Annotated in this window: 17 protein-coding genes and 1 pseudogene; 9 read left to right on the top strand and 9 right to left on the bottom strand. The window is 39.3% G+C overall.

Annotation, left to right across the window (positions count from 1 at the left end; all coding sequences use genetic code 11):
* Window positions 1–82, top strand: an 82-nt coding sequence (locus tag HMPREF0023_RS17115) for a hypothetical protein (protein ID WP_416352733.1), incomplete at its 5' end; no start/stop codon positions are given.
* Between the two features lie 117 nt (window positions 83–199).
* Here HMPREF0023_RS17115 and HMPREF0023_RS16705 read toward each other — a convergent pair.
* The 5 genes from HMPREF0023_RS16705 to HMPREF0023_RS07520 all read right to left on the bottom strand — a co-directional run bounded on the left by HMPREF0023_RS16705 (window position 200) and on the right by HMPREF0023_RS07520 (window position 5,788).
* A complete protein-coding gene (locus HMPREF0023_RS16705) occupies window positions 200–358 on the bottom strand; it encodes a hypothetical protein (protein ID WP_008941682.1) in 159 nt (52 codons plus the stop codon).
* Window positions 359–362: 4 nt separating this feature from the next.
* On the bottom strand, window positions 363–1,568 hold the full coding sequence (locus HMPREF0023_RS07535; protein ID WP_017395388.1) for an RtcB family protein: 1,206 nt from the start codon (window positions 1,566–1,568) through the stop codon (window positions 363–365).
* A 248-nt stretch (window positions 1,569–1,816) separates the two neighbouring features.
* Window positions 1,817–3,274 (bottom strand): amino acid permease, encoded by a 1,458-nt coding sequence (locus HMPREF0023_RS07530; RefSeq protein WP_008941680.1) that lies wholly within the window; start codon window positions 3,272–3,274, stop codon window positions 1,817–1,819.
* Between the two features lie 68 nt (window positions 3,275–3,342).
* On the bottom strand, window positions 3,343–4,368 hold the full coding sequence (locus tag HMPREF0023_RS07525) for a methyltransferase (RefSeq protein WP_008941679.1): 1,026 nt from the start codon (window positions 4,366–4,368) through the stop codon (window positions 3,343–3,345).
* A gap of 61 nt (window positions 4,369–4,429) precedes the next feature.
* The gene (locus HMPREF0023_RS07520; RefSeq protein WP_004640659.1) at window positions 4,430–5,788 is read right to left on the bottom strand and encodes a uracil-xanthine permease family protein; all 1,359 of its coding nucleotides are present in this window, start codon (window positions 5,786–5,788) and stop codon (window positions 4,430–4,432) included.
* Window positions 5,789–5,963: 175 nt separating this feature from the next.
* Here HMPREF0023_RS07520 and typA point away from each other — a divergent pair, with 175 nt between their 5' ends.
* The 4 genes from typA to HMPREF0023_RS07495 all read left to right on the top strand — a co-directional run bounded on the left by typA (window position 5,964) and on the right by HMPREF0023_RS07495 (window position 10,438).
* Window positions 5,964–7,799 carry a translational GTPase TypA gene (typA, locus tag HMPREF0023_RS07515; protein WP_008941678.1) on the top strand — a complete coding sequence of 612 codons (1,836 nt, stop codon included), beginning with the start codon at window positions 5,964–5,966 and terminating at the stop codon, window positions 7,797–7,799.
* Window positions 7,800–7,890: 91 nt separating this feature from the next.
* Window positions 7,891–9,269, top strand: a protein-coding gene (locus HMPREF0023_RS16520; RefSeq protein WP_410160656.1) for an IS3 family transposase whose coding sequence is annotated in 2 segments (ribosomal slippage) — window positions 7,891–8,365 and window positions 8,365–9,269 — 1,380 coding nt in all. Because the reading frame shifts where the segments join, the coding sequence is not laid out codon by codon here.
* A gap of 244 nt (window positions 9,270–9,513) precedes the next feature.
* Window positions 9,514–9,945 carry a large conductance mechanosensitive channel protein MscL gene (mscL, locus tag HMPREF0023_RS07500; RefSeq protein WP_008941675.1) on the top strand — a complete coding sequence of 144 codons (432 nt, stop codon included), beginning with the start codon at window positions 9,514–9,516 and terminating at the stop codon, window positions 9,943–9,945.
* A 157-nt stretch (window positions 9,946–10,102) separates the two neighbouring features.
* Window positions 10,103–10,438 (top strand): gamma-glutamylcyclotransferase family protein, encoded by a 336-nt coding sequence (locus HMPREF0023_RS07495; protein WP_008941674.1) that lies wholly within the window; start codon window positions 10,103–10,105, stop codon window positions 10,436–10,438.
* Window positions 10,439–10,497: 59 nt separating this feature from the next.
* Here HMPREF0023_RS07495 and HMPREF0023_RS07490 read toward each other — a convergent pair.
* Both HMPREF0023_RS07490 and mutM read right to left on the bottom strand, forming a co-directional pair.
* Window positions 10,498–10,800 (bottom strand): annotated as a pseudogene (locus HMPREF0023_RS07490) (peptidylprolyl isomerase); the annotation flags it as partial.
* Between the two features lie 10 nt (window positions 10,801–10,810).
* Window positions 10,811–11,632, bottom strand: coding sequence for a bifunctional DNA-formamidopyrimidine glycosylase/DNA-(apurinic or apyrimidinic site) lyase (mutM, locus tag HMPREF0023_RS07485; RefSeq protein ID WP_008941673.1), 822 nt, complete (start codon window positions 11,630–11,632; stop codon window positions 10,811–10,813).
* 203 nt (window positions 11,633–11,835) lie between these two features.
* Between mutM and HMPREF0023_RS07480 the strand changes: the two genes are divergently transcribed.
* Window positions 11,836–14,028, top strand: a complete 2,193-nt coding sequence (locus tag HMPREF0023_RS07480; RefSeq protein ID WP_008941672.1) for a TonB-dependent receptor family protein — start codon at window positions 11,836–11,838, stop codon at window positions 14,026–14,028.
* 62 nt (window positions 14,029–14,090) lie between these two features.
* Here the strand turns inward: HMPREF0023_RS07480 and HMPREF0023_RS07475 are convergent, their stop codons facing one another.
* Together HMPREF0023_RS07475 and HMPREF0023_RS07470 are read right to left on the bottom strand one after the other, a co-directional pair.
* Complete coding sequence (locus HMPREF0023_RS07475) at window positions 14,091–14,897, bottom strand: tetratricopeptide repeat protein (RefSeq protein ID WP_004760852.1); 807 nt, start codon at window positions 14,895–14,897, stop codon at window positions 14,091–14,093.
* Window positions 14,898–15,153: 256 nt separating this feature from the next.
* Window positions 15,154–15,876: a YgfZ/GcvT domain-containing protein gene (locus HMPREF0023_RS07470; RefSeq protein WP_008941670.1), complete on the bottom strand. Its 723-nt coding sequence runs from the start codon at window positions 15,874–15,876 to the stop codon at window positions 15,154–15,156.
* Window positions 15,877–16,063: 187 nt separating this feature from the next.
* On the opposite strand from HMPREF0023_RS07470, the gene HMPREF0023_RS07465 reads away from it, so the two are divergent.
* The 3 genes from HMPREF0023_RS07465 (at window position 16,064) to HMPREF0023_RS07455 (ending at window position 17,536) form a co-directional block, all read left to right on the top strand.
* Complete coding sequence (locus HMPREF0023_RS07465; protein ID WP_008941669.1) at window positions 16,064–16,510, top strand: SRPBCC family protein; 447 nt, start codon at window positions 16,064–16,066, stop codon at window positions 16,508–16,510.
* A gap of 186 nt (window positions 16,511–16,696) precedes the next feature.
* Window positions 16,697–17,041, top strand: a complete 345-nt coding sequence (locus HMPREF0023_RS07460; protein WP_005089274.1) for a zinc ribbon domain-containing protein YjdM — start codon at window positions 16,697–16,699, stop codon at window positions 17,039–17,041.
* Between the two features lie 159 nt (window positions 17,042–17,200).
* Window positions 17,201–17,536 carry a YegP family protein gene (locus tag HMPREF0023_RS07455; protein ID WP_004640635.1) on the top strand — a complete coding sequence of 112 codons (336 nt, stop codon included), beginning with the start codon at window positions 17,201–17,203 and terminating at the stop codon, window positions 17,534–17,536.
* The last annotated feature ends 1 nt before the right edge of the window (window position 17,537 follow it).

The following is a 17,537-nucleotide window of genomic DNA, read 5'->3' as shown; positions in this document are numbered from 1 at the left end:
TCGTGCTATGAACCGTCGTGTATTCGCTGCGATTTCTGGTAGCCGTACTGTTTTAGTACAACCAGATCAACAAGCTCAATAATTGAGTTTTTGAACTGAAAAAAGCGACTCAATATGAGTCGCTTTTTTATTGAGTGTTATGTTGTAAGTATTCATCTGTTTCTCCTTATTTTGGGTGATTTGATTAAAGCAGGCTAATTTACCAAATACCTTTATTCAACTGCTGTTTGGCATGTTGGCGATCGCGGCGATGCTGTGCACGCGGCTTTTCAGTTTCATGAACTCCACCTTTTTTGAGTAAAGGGGATAAAGCCACAGGATTGCGAACTTTGATTTGTGGCATTTTTTTCAGCTTCATTTGATTATCCTTTAATACATAGAATTTGCTTCAGTGTGTGTACGACTTCAATTAAATCAGATTGATTGGCCATGACTTCGTCTATATCTTTGTAAGCGCTGGGAATTTCATCGATAATACCTACATCTTTTCGACACTCAACACCTTGAGTTTGTTGAATAAGATCATCTTGGTTAAACATTAACTTTGCTTTATTACGACTCATTTTTCTTCCCGCACCATGTGAGCACGAACAGAAAGATTCTGGATTGGCTTTCCCTCTAACAATATAGGAGCGAGCCCCCATTGAGCCTGGGATAATTCCGAGTTCATCTTGGCCTGCTCGAATTGCACCTTTACGTGTAATGAATAGGTCTTCACCAAAATGATTTTCCTGACTGATATAATTATGATGACAATTGATCGCTACTTTCGTCATCTGAAAGGCTGGTAGAAGAGGGCGGATCGCTTCTAATATCAGACGTATCATTTCACGACGATTTTCGAAAGCATAACTTTGTGCCCATTCCACAGCTTCAACATAATCATCAAAACTATTTGAGCCTTGAGCAAAGTAGCTCAAGTCCTTGTCAGGAACATGCCCAAAACGATGTTGCGCTTCTTTCTTGGCAAGCTCAATAAAATAGGTGCCAATCACATTGCCCAAACCACGACTGCCAGAATGAAGCATGACCCAGACATCTTGATTTTCATCAAGGCAAAGTTCAATAAAGTGATTACCACCACCCAAAGTTCCCAATTGTTTTTGCCAAGTTGCGTCAAATTTTCTGAGCATTCGGACAAGACCCGGGTGTTTTTTAATGATAGGCTGCAAGCGTTTTTCCAATGGAATAATACTTGAGGCTTTCGCTTTAACCTGTTTGTGTAGCTCAAAACCTACAGGAACTTTGCGTTCTATCGCATGGCGTATCGGTGCAAGATTGTCAGGTAATTGATCAGCTTTTAGATTTAGGCGTATCGCATTCATGCCACAACCAATATCTACGCCAACTGCGGCAGGGATAATGGCATGTTTTGTCGGGATAACGCTGCCCACGGTCGCACCTTTACCGACATGTACATCAGGCATCACTGCAATATGTGAATAAACAAATTGAAGTTGTGCCATTTTCTTAAGTTGTTCAATGCTTTCCTGATCAATATCGCGAGTGAATATTTTCACTGGAACGCCATATTGAGCATCTGCATTAAGTATTTTTTGTGTGCCCATAAGATTCTCTCTTATTTTATTTGGTGTCCGAATAGGCATAAAAAAACCTAGCGAATGCTAGGTTTAAGTAGACATTCGGACAAGTGAAGTTGATTTGCCACTTGTCCGTGAGTCGACAGCGCGCCAAATCTTAGTAAGTTGTTCCTTGTAATGTTGGCATGCGTGTCGTCCTCCTAAAATAAATGTTGCCGTTAAAATATGAGCAAAGATTCTACTCATATTTAAATTTTGGTCAAGTCTTATGTGGTTTATTCACCTGGTTTAACATTCATATCTTGATAAGCAATGAGCTTAGATTTGTGTTTCCATTTATAACCTAACCAGATGACCAAGAATAAAGGAATGCTAATATAGGTTGAGACAAGCCCAATCCAATCGATTTTTCCACCCATTAAAGCTTGATAGTTTTGACCAAGAATAATAATTGAACATAGAATGAATGCAAACCACGGTGCAAATGGGAAGAATTTGGCACGATACGCGAGATCTTCAAGACGGTAACCTTGTGCTAAATAGCCCTTACGGAAACGATAATGTGAGATCGCAATGCCTAACCAAACGATAAAGCCACACATCCCCGACATATTTAGTAACCAGTTGAAAACCTCTTGTTCACCAATAAACGTGGTTAAAAAGCACAATGCAGCGACTGCCGTAGTTGCATAAAGGGCATTCATAGGTACGCCACGCGGGTCAAGTTTGGCAAACCATTTCGGTGCACGCCCTTGTTTAGCCATATCAAACAGCATGCGTGTCGATGAGTACATGCCTGAGTTACCCGCAGATAATATCGCAGTTAAAATAACCGCATTCATGACACTCGCCGCAAAAGCAAAACCTGCTTTTTCATACAATAAAGTGAATGGTGACAGCGCAATGTCTTTACTTTCCGCTGCGTGTAATAGCAGTGGGTTGTCATAACTAATCAATGTACCAATAATGAAAATACATAAGATATAGAACAACAGGATACGCCAGAAAATTTGTTTAATTGCAATCGGAATGGTTTTCTTCGGGTCTTTAGATTCGCCTGCTGCAACCCCAACCATTTCTGTGCCTTGGAATGAAAATCCTGCAATCATTGCCACGCCAATCATGGCTTGTAGACCGCCAACAAAAGGTGCATCCCCTTTAGTCCAGTTGCTAAAAGCGGAAACATCTGGTGTGAGCATGATCTTAACAATCATGAAAATACCAATAATGATAAAGATCACAATCGCAACAACTTTAGTCATTGAGAACCAAAATTCACTTTCACCAAAGCCTTTTACCGTGAGTGCATTAATTCCAAATATCACCGCGAGGAAAATGGCACTCCAGTAGAATCCAGGAAGATCGGGAAACCAAAATTTCATGATGAACTGTACTGCAACCAGTTCAAATGCAACTGTAATTGCCCAGTTGTACCAATAGTTCCAACCTAAAGCAAAGCCAAATCCACTTTCCACATAACGGCTACCGTAAGTGAAAAATGCTCCAGAAGTTGGTGTGTGTGTGGCGAGTTCACCCAAACTGGTCATTAAAAAATAAATCATTAGACCAATTAAGGCATATGCCAATAATGCACCGCCTGGACCGGCACTAGCAATGGTTGAACCTGAAGCGAGAAATAAGCCTGTACCAATAGAGCCACCAATAGCGATCATATTGAGATGGCGGGCACCAAGCTTACGCAGAAGCTGTTGGGGAGCAGATGTATCGCTCATAAAAAATCCTTAAACACTATAAGGGTCGGTTGACACTTTATAAATGAATTACGTTGTAGGCTGAAATATCAGCCGACCCTACTTGCACAGGCGAATAATACCTTGAAGCCTTGTTGATCTGCTTTCACCATACATTCTCCAAAGCTTTGTTCAATCAATGGAGGGTAATTTAAGAAACGATTCGCCACGATCCATAATTCACCTGAACGTTTCAAGTGCAATTTTGCTCGTCGACATAATGTTTCACTGGCATCGTAATCCGTATGAATCCCTTGATGAAAAGGTGGATTACTTACGATTGCATCTAAGTCTTTTGGCGCATCGGCAAAGCCTGTTACAGGCTGAAGATGTAAATGAGCCAAGTTCAGCCCATTACGTTGAAATGTCATCTCAGTCGACCGTAATGCAAATGCATCAACATCAAGCGCAAAAATATGTTGGTTTGGATGAAGCTTAGCTAAATACGCACTAATAATGCCTGCACCACAACCAAAGTCGGCAATCTTACCCGATTTTACCTGTGGAAGGTAAGGGACTAATACAGCCGTTCCAGTATCTAAATGATCTTGACTGAAAACCCCAGGTAGGGCACAGACCTCTAAACGATCTTCTCCCATATCCACAGTGTAAGTTTTTAACCAATGGTCAAGTGGTTTTAATTGTTCAGTTTTTTCAATTTGCATTTGCCATAATTGGCAATGTCTAGCACTATCGAGTTTGAGTGTTTTTCCATAACTTTGTAATTGTTTGGCTGCACGTTCGATGCCCCCTTTTTTTTCACCCACTAGAAAAATACGTTGCCCTTGATTTAAGTGGCTCACAACAACATGCAAAAGATAGTTGAGGAGTTCCTTGGATTTCGGAACGAAAATGATGACTTGATCAACCGTAATCTGAGGAAATTCAGTTGAGAAATACGAGTCAATTTGATGACCAACAAAACTTTGATGATCTGCATAATTCCAAGTCCATATCGAGGTTTGGACTTGACTCGGCATATTTTTACTCAGTTGATCATTCGGGGCATTAATCAATAAGACATGCCCATTTAAATAATCTTGTTGACGTAAGACAACTTCGCTACGTGGATCCATATTGATCTCTCATCAAAACAAAACCCAGTGGTCAAACTGGGTGTTTGCTATGGTTGGATGATTATTTGTGAGTTTCAGGTAAAACAAGATTTAAAACCAAAGCAGCAATACCGCCAGTTGCAACGCCTGAACTAAAAATATTTTTAAATAATTCAGGAAGGTGTTCTAGAATCTGCGGGACTTGAGCAACGCCTAAGCCAAGTGCCAGTGAGATCGCAATGATCAACAAAGCGCGGCGATCTAAGTGAATTCCTGACAAGATATTAATTCCAGAGGCTGCTACAGCGCCAAACATCACCATCACTGCACCGCCTAAGACAGCTTGAGGAACGGCTTGTATTACGGCCGCAACGGCAGGGAATAAGCCTAATAGGATCAGTAAGATTGCAATCCAGATGCCGACATAACGACTTGCGACGCCAGTGAGTTGAATAACGCCATTGTTTTGGGCAAAAACAGAACTAGGGAAGGTATTAAAAATACCAGCCAAGAATGAGTTAGCACCATTCACCAATACGCCCCCTTTAATTCGTTGCATCCAAACAGGACCATCAACGGGTTGATTGGAAATTTTACTGGTTGCTGTTACATCGCCAATAGCTTCAAGCGATGTGACCAAATAAATAAATGCCATTGGAATAAATAAGCTCCATGAGAAGCTCAAACCAAAATGCATTGGGGTCGGAATTTGAATCAGAGGTGTTTCACTGAGGGCTGAAAAGTTTAAATGCCCCATAAATCCAGCAAGAATATAACCAATAATTAAGGCGATTAAAATTGCTGAACTTTTCACCCAAATAATGCGAATACGATTCAATAAAATAATGATGCCGAGTACGGTGCAAGACATGATTAGATTGTCCGCATTGGCAAAAGTATTGTCTTGCATGGCAGTATATCCACCGCCCATGCTAATCAGACCTTCTTTAATCAAGGTCAGACCAATTAACAGAACCACAATACCCGTAACCAAGGGCGTAATTAGTTTCTTTACCCAAGGTAAGATTCGAGAAACGCCCATTTCGATAAATGAACCTGCGATGACCACACCAAAAATTGCAGCCATTACTTGCTCAACCGGTGTACCTGCCGCGACCATCGCGCTACCAATACCAATGATTGGACCAATAAAATTAAAGCTTGTGCCCTGAACGATCAAAAGTCCTGCACCAAATGGTCCCACTTTTTTGCATTGTAAGAAGGTGGCAATCCCTGAGATAATCAAGGACATTGAAAGGATCATATTGGTATCTTCACGAGATACGCCTAAGGCTAAACAAATCAATAAGCCTGGGGTGACGATCGGTACCAGAATTGCTAAAAGGTGTTGTAAAGCGGCTAAAAATGCAACAAAAGGTTTCGGGCGATCATTGAGTCCATAGACCAGATCTAACTGTTGCTGGGGTTGGGGATTCGACATGGGAGTATATAAAACAGGTAAGCATTAGTGGAATATTCTAATAGACTTAGCCTACTTTACCAACGATTCTGTAACGTTTCGTCAGAAAAAAAGTCGCATGTCAATAAACTGTCACTACTAAAGCGTAGTATTTTTCTGTATAATTTGCCCTCAAATTTTAAGCGTTTCGAATTCTATGTCTGATATTAAGAATCTCCGCAATATCGCAATTATTGCGCACGTCGACCACGGTAAAACCACGCTTGTCGATAAATTACTTCAACAATCTGGTGCACTCGGCGAACGCGCGGGTGAGATTGAGCGTGTCATGGACTCGAATGCGCTTGAAAGTGAACGTGGTATTACCATTCTTGCTAAAAACACTGCGATCAAATGGTTAGATAAGCGTACTGATACTGAATACCGTATCAACATCGTGGATACCCCGGGACACGCAGACTTCGGTGGCGAAGTTGAACGTGTAATGTCGATGGTTGACTGTGTATTGCTTCTTGTTGACTCTCAAGAAGGTCCAATGCCACAAACTCGCTTCGTAACACAAAAAGCATTTGCTCGTGGTTTGAAGCCAATCGTGATTATCAACAAAGTTGACAAGCCAAGCGCACGTTGTGACTGGGTTATTGATCAAGTATTCGACTTATTTGATAACTTAGGTGCATCTGATGAGCAATTGGACTTCCCAGTTGTTTATGCTTCTGGTCTTCGTGGTGTGGCCGGTCCATCACCAGAAGAATTAGCGGATGATATGACACCGTTGTTTGAAACGATTGTTGATATCGTAGAACCACCAGCAGTTGATGTTGATGGTCCGTTCCAAATGCAGATTTCTTCACTTGACTATAACAGCTTCGTTGGTGTTATCGGTGTTGGTCGTATTCAACGTGGTTCTGTAAAATTGAACACTCAAGTAACCGTAATTGATAAAGAAGGTAAGACACGTAATGGTCGTATCTTAAAAATCATGGGTTATCACGGTTTAGAGCGCGTTGATGTTGAATCTGCTTCTGCTGGTGATATCGTTTGTATCACAGGTATTGATGCATTAAATATTTCTGACACGATTTGTGATCCGAAAAATGTTGAAGCATTACCTGCATTGTCTGTAGATGAACCTACAGTTTCGATGACATTCCAAGTGAACAATTCACCGTTCGCTGGTAAAGAAGGTAAATTCGTTACTTCACGTAACATTCGTGAACGTCTTGATCGTGAATTGATTCACAACGTTGCATTACGTGTTGAAGATACTGATAGTCCAGACCGTTTTAAAGTTTCTGGTCGTGGTGAACTTCACCTTTCAGTATTGATTGAAAACATGCGTCGTGAAGGCTTTGAAATGGGCGTATCACGTCCACAAGTGATCATCAAAGAAATTGATGGTGAAAGACAAGAGCCGTATGAAAACGTAACTTTTGACGTTGAAGAACAGCACCAAGGTGCTGTAATGGAACAAATGGGCCACCGTAAAGGTGAGATGACCAATATGGAAGTTGATGGCAAAGGCCGTATCCGTATTGAAGCAACTGTTCCTTCACGTGGCTTGATTGGTTTCCGTTCTGAATTCTTAACCATGACTTCAGGTACAGGGATCATGACATCAAGCTTCTCTCATTACGGTCCTGTGAAACAGGGTAGCGTAGCGAAGCGTCAAAACGGTGTATTGATTTCAATGGTTCAAGGTACTTGCTTGGGCTATGCATTATTTACCCTTCAAGACCGTGGTCGTTTATTCGCTAAGCCACAGTTAGAAGTGTATGAAGGGATGATCGTGGGTATTAACTCTCGTTCAGACGATATGGTTGTAAACCCAACCAAAGCAAAACAGTTAACCAACGTTCGTGCGTCTGGTACTGATGATGCTTTAACTTTGACGCCTGCAATTGAATACACGCTTGAACAAGCGCTTGAATTCATTGAAGATGATGAGTTAGTTGAAGTAACACCGAAATCAATTCGTATTCGTAAGCGTTACTTGACTGAAAATGAACGTAAACGTAACCGTGATAAATAATTTTTCCTAAGTGGAAAGTGAAAAACCGCTAAATTGTGAACTGCACCCCGAAAGTTGGACACTTTTAGTCTAATTTGAAGGGTGCTTTTCTATGGCTAAATATTCTCAAGAATTTAAACTTGAGGTTGTCCAATACTACTTATCCGGTTTTGGAAAGGCTGCTACAGGTCAAAAATTTAGTGTTGACCATATGGATGTTCAGAAATGGGTTACAGCTTTTGAACAATATGGTATTTCAGGTTTAAGTGTAAAAACCACTAAATCCCACTATTCTCAAGAATTTAAATTTCAAGTTGTACAAAGCCTTTTAAATGAAGGACTTTCAGCTAAAGAGGCTTCACAACGGTTTCATATCAGAGAAAAAGGAACCATTTTGCAATGGTTAAATCTATATCATGAATATGGTATAGATGGCTTAAAAGCCAAACCTAAAGGACGAGCCAAACAGATGTCAAAGCCGCAAAGAACCAGAACTCAATATTCTCAAGCAGATCGCGATAAAACACAGGAACAGTTGCTTGAAGAACTTGCATATCTACGAGCTGAGGTTGCACTTTTAAAAAAGCGGAGAGCCTTAAGACTGGAACAAGAAGCAAAAGAAGCAGCCGAACAGCAGCATTTGCAGAACTTATATCAGGATTAAGGCAAGATCATGAGCTAAAGCATTTATTGCATGCAGCTCAAATGGCTCGAAGCACCTATTTTTATCATGAACAGCAACGCAAACTTGAAGATAAATATAGTGATCTTAAACAACAAATAAAGGCGATTTATCATCAACATAAGGGACGATATGGTTATCGTAGGATTACGCTTGCCTTAAGGAATATGGGACGAATCATCAACCATAAATGTGTTCAACGGCTGATGCAGTCTATGCAGCTTAAATCACGTATCAGGGTGATGAAATATCGCTCTTACAAAGGGCAAGTGAGTAAGATTGTAGACAATGTATTACAACGTCAATTTAAAGCGGATCAACCAAATCTGAAGTGGGCTACGGATGTGACAGAATTTAATGTACGTGGTGAGAAATTGTATTTATCTCCAGTCATAGACTTATTCAATGGAGAAATCATTGCATTTCAAACTCAACGCAGACCACATTATGCTCTAGTCAAAAACATGCTAGACACTGCGTTAGGTAAGCTCAAGCCCGATGACAAGCCTCTTTTACATTCAGACCAAGGTTGGCAATACCAAATGCGTCATTATCAGCAACAGTTGAAACAGCATGGTTTAACACAAAGTATGTCACGTAAAGGAAACTGCTTGGATAATGCAGTGATGGAAAGCTTCTTTGGCATACTTAAATCTGAATGTTTCTATGGAGAGAAATTTAATTCAGTTGATGAACTAGAACAGACAGTGAAAGAATATATTCACTATTATAACCATGAAAGAATCAAGGTTAAATTAAAAGGACTGAGTCCTGTACAGTACAGAACCCAGTCCTTAAAAGCGACTTAATCAAACCGTCCAACTTATTGGGGGCAGATCAATTGATTTGGCGGTTTTTTTATTGCATCATGAAAAGAGTGATTACATGCTTAAGTTCATATTTTTACTAAAATAAAATATGTTGTTAAAGTGTGAAATAACTTTCTTTTTTTGATAAAAATATTAAATTATCAACATTATGCTAACGATTTACACCTGTGTATTAAACAATCCCAAAACAGGCTGTATTCATTTTAATTCTGGAGTGTTATAGATGAGTATTATTCAAGAATTTAAAGAGTTTGCTGTCAAAGGCAATGTCATGGATCTCGCGATTGGTGTGATCATTGGTGGTGCTTTTGGCAAGATTATTGATTCTATGGTTAAAGATCTTCTGATGCCAATTATTTCATGGATCTTGGGTGGTGAGGTGGATTACACCAACTGGTTTGTTGTTTTAGGTGATAACCCAAATAGTATTAATAATCTCGCGGCTGCTCAAGAAGCAGGACTAAACGTATTTGCATACGGTAGTTTTATTACGGTCTTGATTAATTTCTTATTACTGGCATGGGTTGTGTTCTTGTTGGTGAAAGTGATGAATCGTATTCGTAAGCAAGAAGAAGTGGCTCCTGAACCAGAAGTAACACCAGAAGATATTCAATTATTACGTGAAATTCGCGATCAATTGAAAAAACAAGGTTAAGTATTTCTTGATGAAAAACGGCATTCTAGGTGCCGTTTTTTATTGTCTGTCGGAATATGATTTGCTGAATAGTGATGTGAAAATAGTCGTTTTTACATAGAAAAATTGCTGCTTTCATTTTAAGATGCTGTGCATATTACGAGGGGGATCCACCAACATGAACCGATTATTTGTATATGGCACACTCTGCCCAAATCGAGAAAATGCTCATATTCTGGGTGAAATCGGTGGCGATTGGCAGCAAGCACGTGTGCATGGAACTGTTTACGTTTTAGATTGGGGGCCTGATGAAGGGTTGCCAGCGATCGTCCTTAATTCACAAGACCCATTTGTTGAGGGATACTTATTTAGTTCCGAAAAATTAGATGAAAATTGGAAAATGTTAGATGATTTTGAAGGATTTCAATATCAACGCGTACAGACGGAGGTGATTCTCACTTCAGGTGAATGCATAGATGCATGGACGTATGTGATGAAACCGAAACAAAACTAGTATTTCTTATCTATTTATTATTTTAATGAGCTTAAAATAAGATTTAAGCTCATCTTGGATTATCTTAATCCATCCATCCGAAACTTAATTTCTAACAAATGGAAACCGAATTGGCTTTTGATTGGACCATGTAAAACGCGTTCTGCTGCACTAAAAACCAGTTTATCTATCACAGGAACGAGTTGCCCTTTTTTGACTTCGCCGAGTTCACCACCGCGTTTGGCTGAATTACAGGTCGAATATTGCTTTGCAATTTTTGAAAAATCAGCACCAGATTGGATACGTTTTTTCAACTGTTCGGCCATGTCTTTATCTTTGACTAAGATATGTCGAACAATAGCAGTTTTCATGCGTTGTTCTCCTTTTTTAAAACTATGTTTTTTTCAATTTCAATGGTTGGCATTGTGGACAAAACACACTTGCTCTTTGACCGAGTTTTAGATTCTCCAATGTGGTCTCACAGTTGACACACATTTCACCAGCGCGACCATAAGCCAATAAGGTTTGTTGGAAATAACCATTTTCACCCATTGCATTGCTATAATCACGCAAAGTAGAACCACCTAAGTCGATTGCATGTTTCAAGATCCGTTTAACTTCAATCACCAGCTTTTCCACTTGTACCTTAGTTAACGTAGACGCTGGTTGTGCTGGATGTACGCCAATATTGAACAGGCTTTCAGTTGCATAAATATTGCCAACACCAACCACTATATGGTTATCCATTAAAGCAATTTTAATGCCGACATTTTTTTTACTGAGCTTTTCACGCAGGTAATTGGCATTAAAATCTTCACTAAGAGGTTCTGGACCTAGTGTATCAATCAGCTTGCTTTGATTATCTGGATCAAGCCAAAGAATACAGCCAAAACGCCGTGGGTCATGATAACGGAGCTGTTGATCTTCAAAGTCAATGATGAGGTGATCATGTTTTCTCAATGCGTCATTCGGTTCACATAAACGAAAACTTCCTGACATGCCGAGATGCCATAGCATCTGATCTTGTTCAAATTCAGCCAATATATATTTAGATCGACGTTTCAGAGCTGTTAAGCGTTGTCCCACTAACTTTTCAAGATTATCAGGAATGGGCCAACGGAGACTGGCATTCAATACCTTAACCGATTGAACACGTTGTGTGAGTAGCGGCAATAGACTGGTTTTCGTAGTTTCAACTTCAGGAAGTTCAGGCATAAAAAGCTCAAGTTGTTTCAACAACAATACAATGAGGGTAAATGTTTCACTTACAATTATGAGGGTATTTAACTTTATTTGCCAATGTCGATCAGTAACAAGATTGATGATTGTGGCTAAAGTTAATGATGTAAGACAAATATAAAATAATCAAATGCTTACTTTAAAATCCTGTTTGATTTTTTGAGAAATAAGGAATCTTCATGCCTTCAATGAAAATTAACTTTTTATACGGTTGTGTCGTGTTATGTATGGGTTTAGGTAGTAGCTCAATCTGGGCTACTGAATCTAATTCAGAGCATACAGTTCAGCTCCCAACGATTACTGTTGAAGCAACTCGTATGAATACTGACTATTTACACACACCAGCATCTGTTTTTCGGGTGGATACATCTGAGCAACAACAATCTGCTCAAGTTAATTTGACTGAATTGGTAAAAGGTGTCCCGAGTCTACAATTGAATAATCGTGAAAACTATGCACAGGATTTACAGCTATCCATGCGAGGTTTTGGTGCACGTTCTACTTTTGGGGTGCGAGGGATTCGTCTTTATGTTGATGGTATTCCTGCGACGATGCCTGATGGGCAAGGTCAAACCTCAAATATTGATTTGAGTAGTTTAGATCACCTTGAAGTTTTGACGGGACCATTTTCCTCCCTTTATGGAAACTCCTCTGGTGGGACGATCTTGACAACGACCAAAGAGGGGCGAGGTAAAGATTCAATTGGAATGAGCTATACGGGGGGGAGTCACAATAAAAATCGTGCAGGTTTAGTTCTCCAAGGCGGTTCAGAACATGCCAATGAACCAAGTTACGTGATTAGCTCATCGTATTTTGATACCGATGGCTATCGTGAACATAGTGATGCACGTAAGGTACTCAACAATGCCAAATTGACATGGAACCTTGAAGATGGTTCGAAGATTAATTGGATTACCAATTACGTTAAAATTAATGCAAATGACCCTCAAGGATTGAATAAAACTCAGTGGCAGCAAAATCCTCGTCAAGTTAATGATGCCAATAATACATATGATGTACGCAAAGATATTGAACAAACTCAAACTGGAGTGACATGGTCAAAACCAATTAATGATCAGCATGAGTTATATCTGATGGGGTATTGGGGAAATCGCCAAGTCACGCAATATCAATCTATACCTAAAGGTGGAGTAACGCTAAAAGATGATAAACCTATTTATTCTGGTCAAAAAAGTCCTAAACAAGCAGGGGGCGTGATTGACTTTGATCGTAATTATTATGGTGCTGACTTCCGTTGGACAGGTAAGGAGCTACTGCCAAATACGACTCTAAGTGTAGGTGTTGCACTCGATGCAATGGATGAAGATCGTAAAGGTTTTGAAAATTTTAATGCTAAGGGTATTTATGGAGTCAAAGGAAATTTACGCCGTGATGAAGATAATACTTTGTGGAATATAGATCCTTATTTACAAGCCTCGTGGGAGTTTTTACCAACATGGCGTTTAGATACAGGCGTGCGTTATAGCAATGTGCATTACAAGTCGAAAGATCATTTCACATCGGGACCTGATGAATATGGAACTATTAATGGTGACGATAGTGGCAAACATGATTATTCTAAGCTACTTCCATCCATTGCATTAAGTTGGCAAGTTATTCCTGAACTTTTGGCTTATGTCAGTTATGCCAAAGGCTTTGAAACACCTACATTTACTGAAATGGCTTATCGCCCTGATGGATTAGGTGGATTTAATTTTGAACTAGAAGCATCAAGTAGTGATACCTATGAATTTGGCTTAAAATCACAAAATCAACTCGGTGATTTTACGTTGGCTGTTTTCCAAACCAAGACCAAAGATGACATTGTATCGGCTGGTAGCGTCGATGGACGTGCGACTTTTCGTAACGCGGATAAAACTTTACGTGAAGGTGTAGAGTTGACATGGAACAAAGCACTTTGGCGTGATCTAGTCATCAATGCCAGTTATGGTTATCTTGATGCTACATTTGATGCAAATGTTCCAGAAAAAAAAGATGATGGTAAAATTCTTGCCTCAGCTATTCCATCTGGAAATTTAATTCCAGGGATCGCAAAACAACGAGCCTATGCCGCAGTAGCATGGAAGCCAAATACAGGTTTTTATGGTGGGCTAGATGCGCAATATAATGACAAAATCTACGTGAATGATACCAATACTGAAGCAGCGCCAAGTTATACCAGTGTTTCAGCCTACACTGGTTATCTCTGGACATTGAATGACTGGCGTGTAAATACTTATGCACGTATCGATAATATGTTGGATAAAAATTATATCGGTTCAGTGATCGTAAATGATGGTAATGGGCGTTTCTTTGAACCAGCAGATGGGCGTAACTGGAGTGCGGGTTTTTCCGTAACTAAGCAATTCTAACCATATGAATCACCAAATACCTTATCTTGAAAGAATAGGTATTTGGTGAATTTTTACAATATTTATGGCTTTGCGCCAGATGCTTTAGCTTGCTTTTGTTGAGCTTCAATCTGTTCTACTTTGGCCAAGGATTCTTTAGCTTGAGGGATACCTTGTCTCGCTAGCTCGGTAAAAATCTTTTTCGCCTCAGGTAGATTTTGCTGAAGAATATCTCCATTTGCGAGCATATTACCCAAAGCCATTAAAGACGGCGCGTAACCTTTTTCAGCAAGTGATTGGATAGATCTAATCGCTTGTTGACGCGTAACAGGATTCTTATTTTTAACCCCTTGTCCAAGATCATATATCGCTCTGATATGCATTGCAGGGTAGTAATTCTTCTGAATTAATGGTCTGAGTTGGCGAATTGCAATTTGATCTGTCTCAGGTTTACCCTGAGCAAATAATAAAGTTGCGATTTCAACAATAGCTTCTTCGGACCCTTGTTTGGATGCTTTGTCGAGGTACTCTTTAAATTTTTGAGTGTCTTTGCTTAAACCTAAGTTACCTTGACGATAGGCTTGGGCAATCACGAAGCTTGCTTTCCCGAAACCTTTATTTGAAGCGTCTTGATAATATTGCAGTGCTTTCTTTTCATCTTTATTGGTTCCTTGACCATGTTGGGTCATGGAGCCAAGATTATAGATTGCTTGAGCATTTCCAGATTCTGCAAGACGTTGCATTTCTGCAAATGCTGCTGGGTAATTTTTTGCCTCGTAGAGTTGAGTTGCTTTTGCAAATACATCGGGCTTATTGGTTGCTTTGTTGTCTGCTGCCAATGTTGAGTGGCTTGCAACGATCATTAGACTGGCAATGAGCAACTTTTTCATCTTTTTTTCCTTTCCTTCATTTCTGCTCAAATCCTTTGTAATCAGCAGAAAATAACTTAATCCCCACATCATAAAAGTTTCACAGAGAATGTAAATAATGATTTTGTATGTATTGTGAGGAAGCTTGTTTTATAGGTGAGTTTGTTGTTTTAATAAGAAAATTTAAGTGTAATAAATAAAATTAACTCATGTGTTCATCGGATTCATTCGCCGTGATCACACATGAGTTGGTGCGATTAATTTTTTGGAGAAGAACTTAGCTAGGTCGAGCTACATCACCATTCAAAGCTTCAGGTAAATCTAAAACCTTAACATCAAGTTCTTGTAAAGCTGTAGGTTTGGCAATCACTAGAGCGAGATAACCATTGTCAAAAGCAATACTATTGACTACCTCAACATCTTTGTTGAGCTGTGTTGCAGGGGCAGGTGTTGTCTCTTTACCTTGAATTAAATGTAACCAGTGTTTCGGTTTAGCTTTAAACCAAAGACGAGCCACAATTTCTTGCCCGAGATAACAGCCTTTATCAAAGTGCACGCCTTCCCGTTGATGTAGACGCAGCTCTTGAGGTTGAAATAGATGTTCAGTGGTTTGAGTAATCCATGCTTGTCCAGATTGAATTGCTTGAACTTGCCATGTATTGATGTCGGTTTCTGTAGTAGAAAAATCAGTTTGAATACCATTTACAGTTGGAAAAACTTGACCAATTTCTTCTAATTTCATTTTAGAGAATGCACCGAACTTACGAATATGTTTGGCAAACTCTTCTGCTTGATCCTGTGTAGTCACTAGCTCAAAGCTTTCTGAATTTATTTTTTTGATCCATAGACCAAAGTGGATACGGCCCTTTAAATCACAAATTGCAGTATAACGGCTTTCATTCTCAACCAATCGTTCAACATGAACAGTGACTTGACCTTGTAAGAATTTTTGTGCATCTACACCATTTAAGCTAAAAGCAGTAAAAGCAAGTTGGTTCATAGATCAATCCTAAAGCAGCATTCTGATCGTTAAAATAAGGGATATTATTTTGCTCCATTTTTCACAAAAAAGCAGCTTTTGAATGTTGATATTCGTGTTGAAATAAATAATTGATCACATCATTTTGGTAGAACGATTGTGATTGCAGGCTACATTTAGAGAATAATAGTGAGATTGGAGAATAAAAATGTCAGGCACAGTGAAGCTACATCGTGTGTTTAGTGCACCAACAGAACGAGTTTTTAAAGCCTTTCTAGATCCGGATGCATTGGTTAAATGGATGGCACCCCATGGGTTTACTGCTAAAGTTCACCATTTAGATCCGCAGAAAGGCGGGACATATAAGATATCATTTACAAATTTTTCAACGGGTCAGGTACACTCATTTGGTGGTACTTATCTTGAACTGGTTCCAAATGAACGACTCCGTTATATCGATAAATTTGATGATCCAAATTTAGTTGGAGACATTCAGGTCACGATTGAATTAAAGCCCGTCATGGTTGGCACTGAGGTTTATATTACCCAAGAGGGCTTACCTGATGTGATTCCTGTTGAGGCGTGTTATCTAGGTTGGCAAGAATCATTGTATCTATTAAGTTTATTGGTCCAAGCAGATATCCCTGACCAATAACAGACACTAACATTTATCATTTGATCACTGTAAAATTGAAAAGGAAGATTTGATTGTATTTGCAATCTAAAATACGGAGCTCAGATATCAAATTGATTCCAGAACGGTTTACATAGAAAAAAGAGTTAAGTGCAAAATTTTGAAAAATAAAGTCTATAGCTCATAATAGAGTTTTTGAGATTTTTTATGTCTTTTCCAAATTGCCCACAATGCCAATCAGAATATACTTATCAAGATGGCGACTTATTGATTTGCCCTGAGTGCTCGCATGAGTGGAAAGAAGGAGAGAGTCAGGCTACAGAATTAGAAGAAATGATTAAGGATGCAAATGGCAACCTTCTAGCTGATGGCGATAGTGTTACCGTAATTAAAGATTTGAAAATAAAGGGTTCATCTTCAGTTGTTAAAGTAGGAACAAAAGTCAAAAGTATTCGCTTAGTACCTGACGCAAGTGATGGTCATAACATTGACTGTAAAATTGATGGGGTTGGTGCAATGAAACTGAAATCTGAATTTGTGAAAAAAGTTTGATTTATTTGCGATCAGGTTAGATGAGGGAGCGGTTAGAGCTCCCTTTTTACAATTATATCAATTACCAAAAAAGAACAAAAAACGATCTAATGTGCTTTTGCGCTGTTCTATATTGTTTGAACAATAAGATGAATCTAAATATTAGAAAAAGAGGTGTTTATGGCAGGGTGGTTTGAAGTGAGTCAAGCGAGCGATGGCCAATATCGTTTTGTTTTAAAAGCTGGTAATGGTGAAGTGATTTTAACGAGTGAGTTGTATAAAGCAAAAGCTTCAGCAATGAATGGCATTGCCTCGGTACAAAAGAATAGCCCAGATGATGCGCGTTATGAACGTTTAACCGCTAAAAATGATAAGCCTTATTTTAATCTTAAGGCTGCAAATCACCAGATTATTGGTACGAGTCAGATGTATGCGAGCGAACAGTCACGCGATAAAGGAATTGAATCGGTCAAACAGAATGGTTCATCAGAAACCATCAAGGATTCCACTGTTTAAT

The organism is Acinetobacter sp. ATCC 27244, from assembly GCF_000156555.1.
In the GTDB taxonomy this organism is placed as follows: domain Bacteria; phylum Pseudomonadota; class Gammaproteobacteria; order Pseudomonadales; family Moraxellaceae; genus Acinetobacter; species Acinetobacter haemolyticus.
The sequence above is the reverse complement of the archived record's forward strand: the minus strand, read 5'-3'. Positions and strand labels throughout refer to the sequence as shown.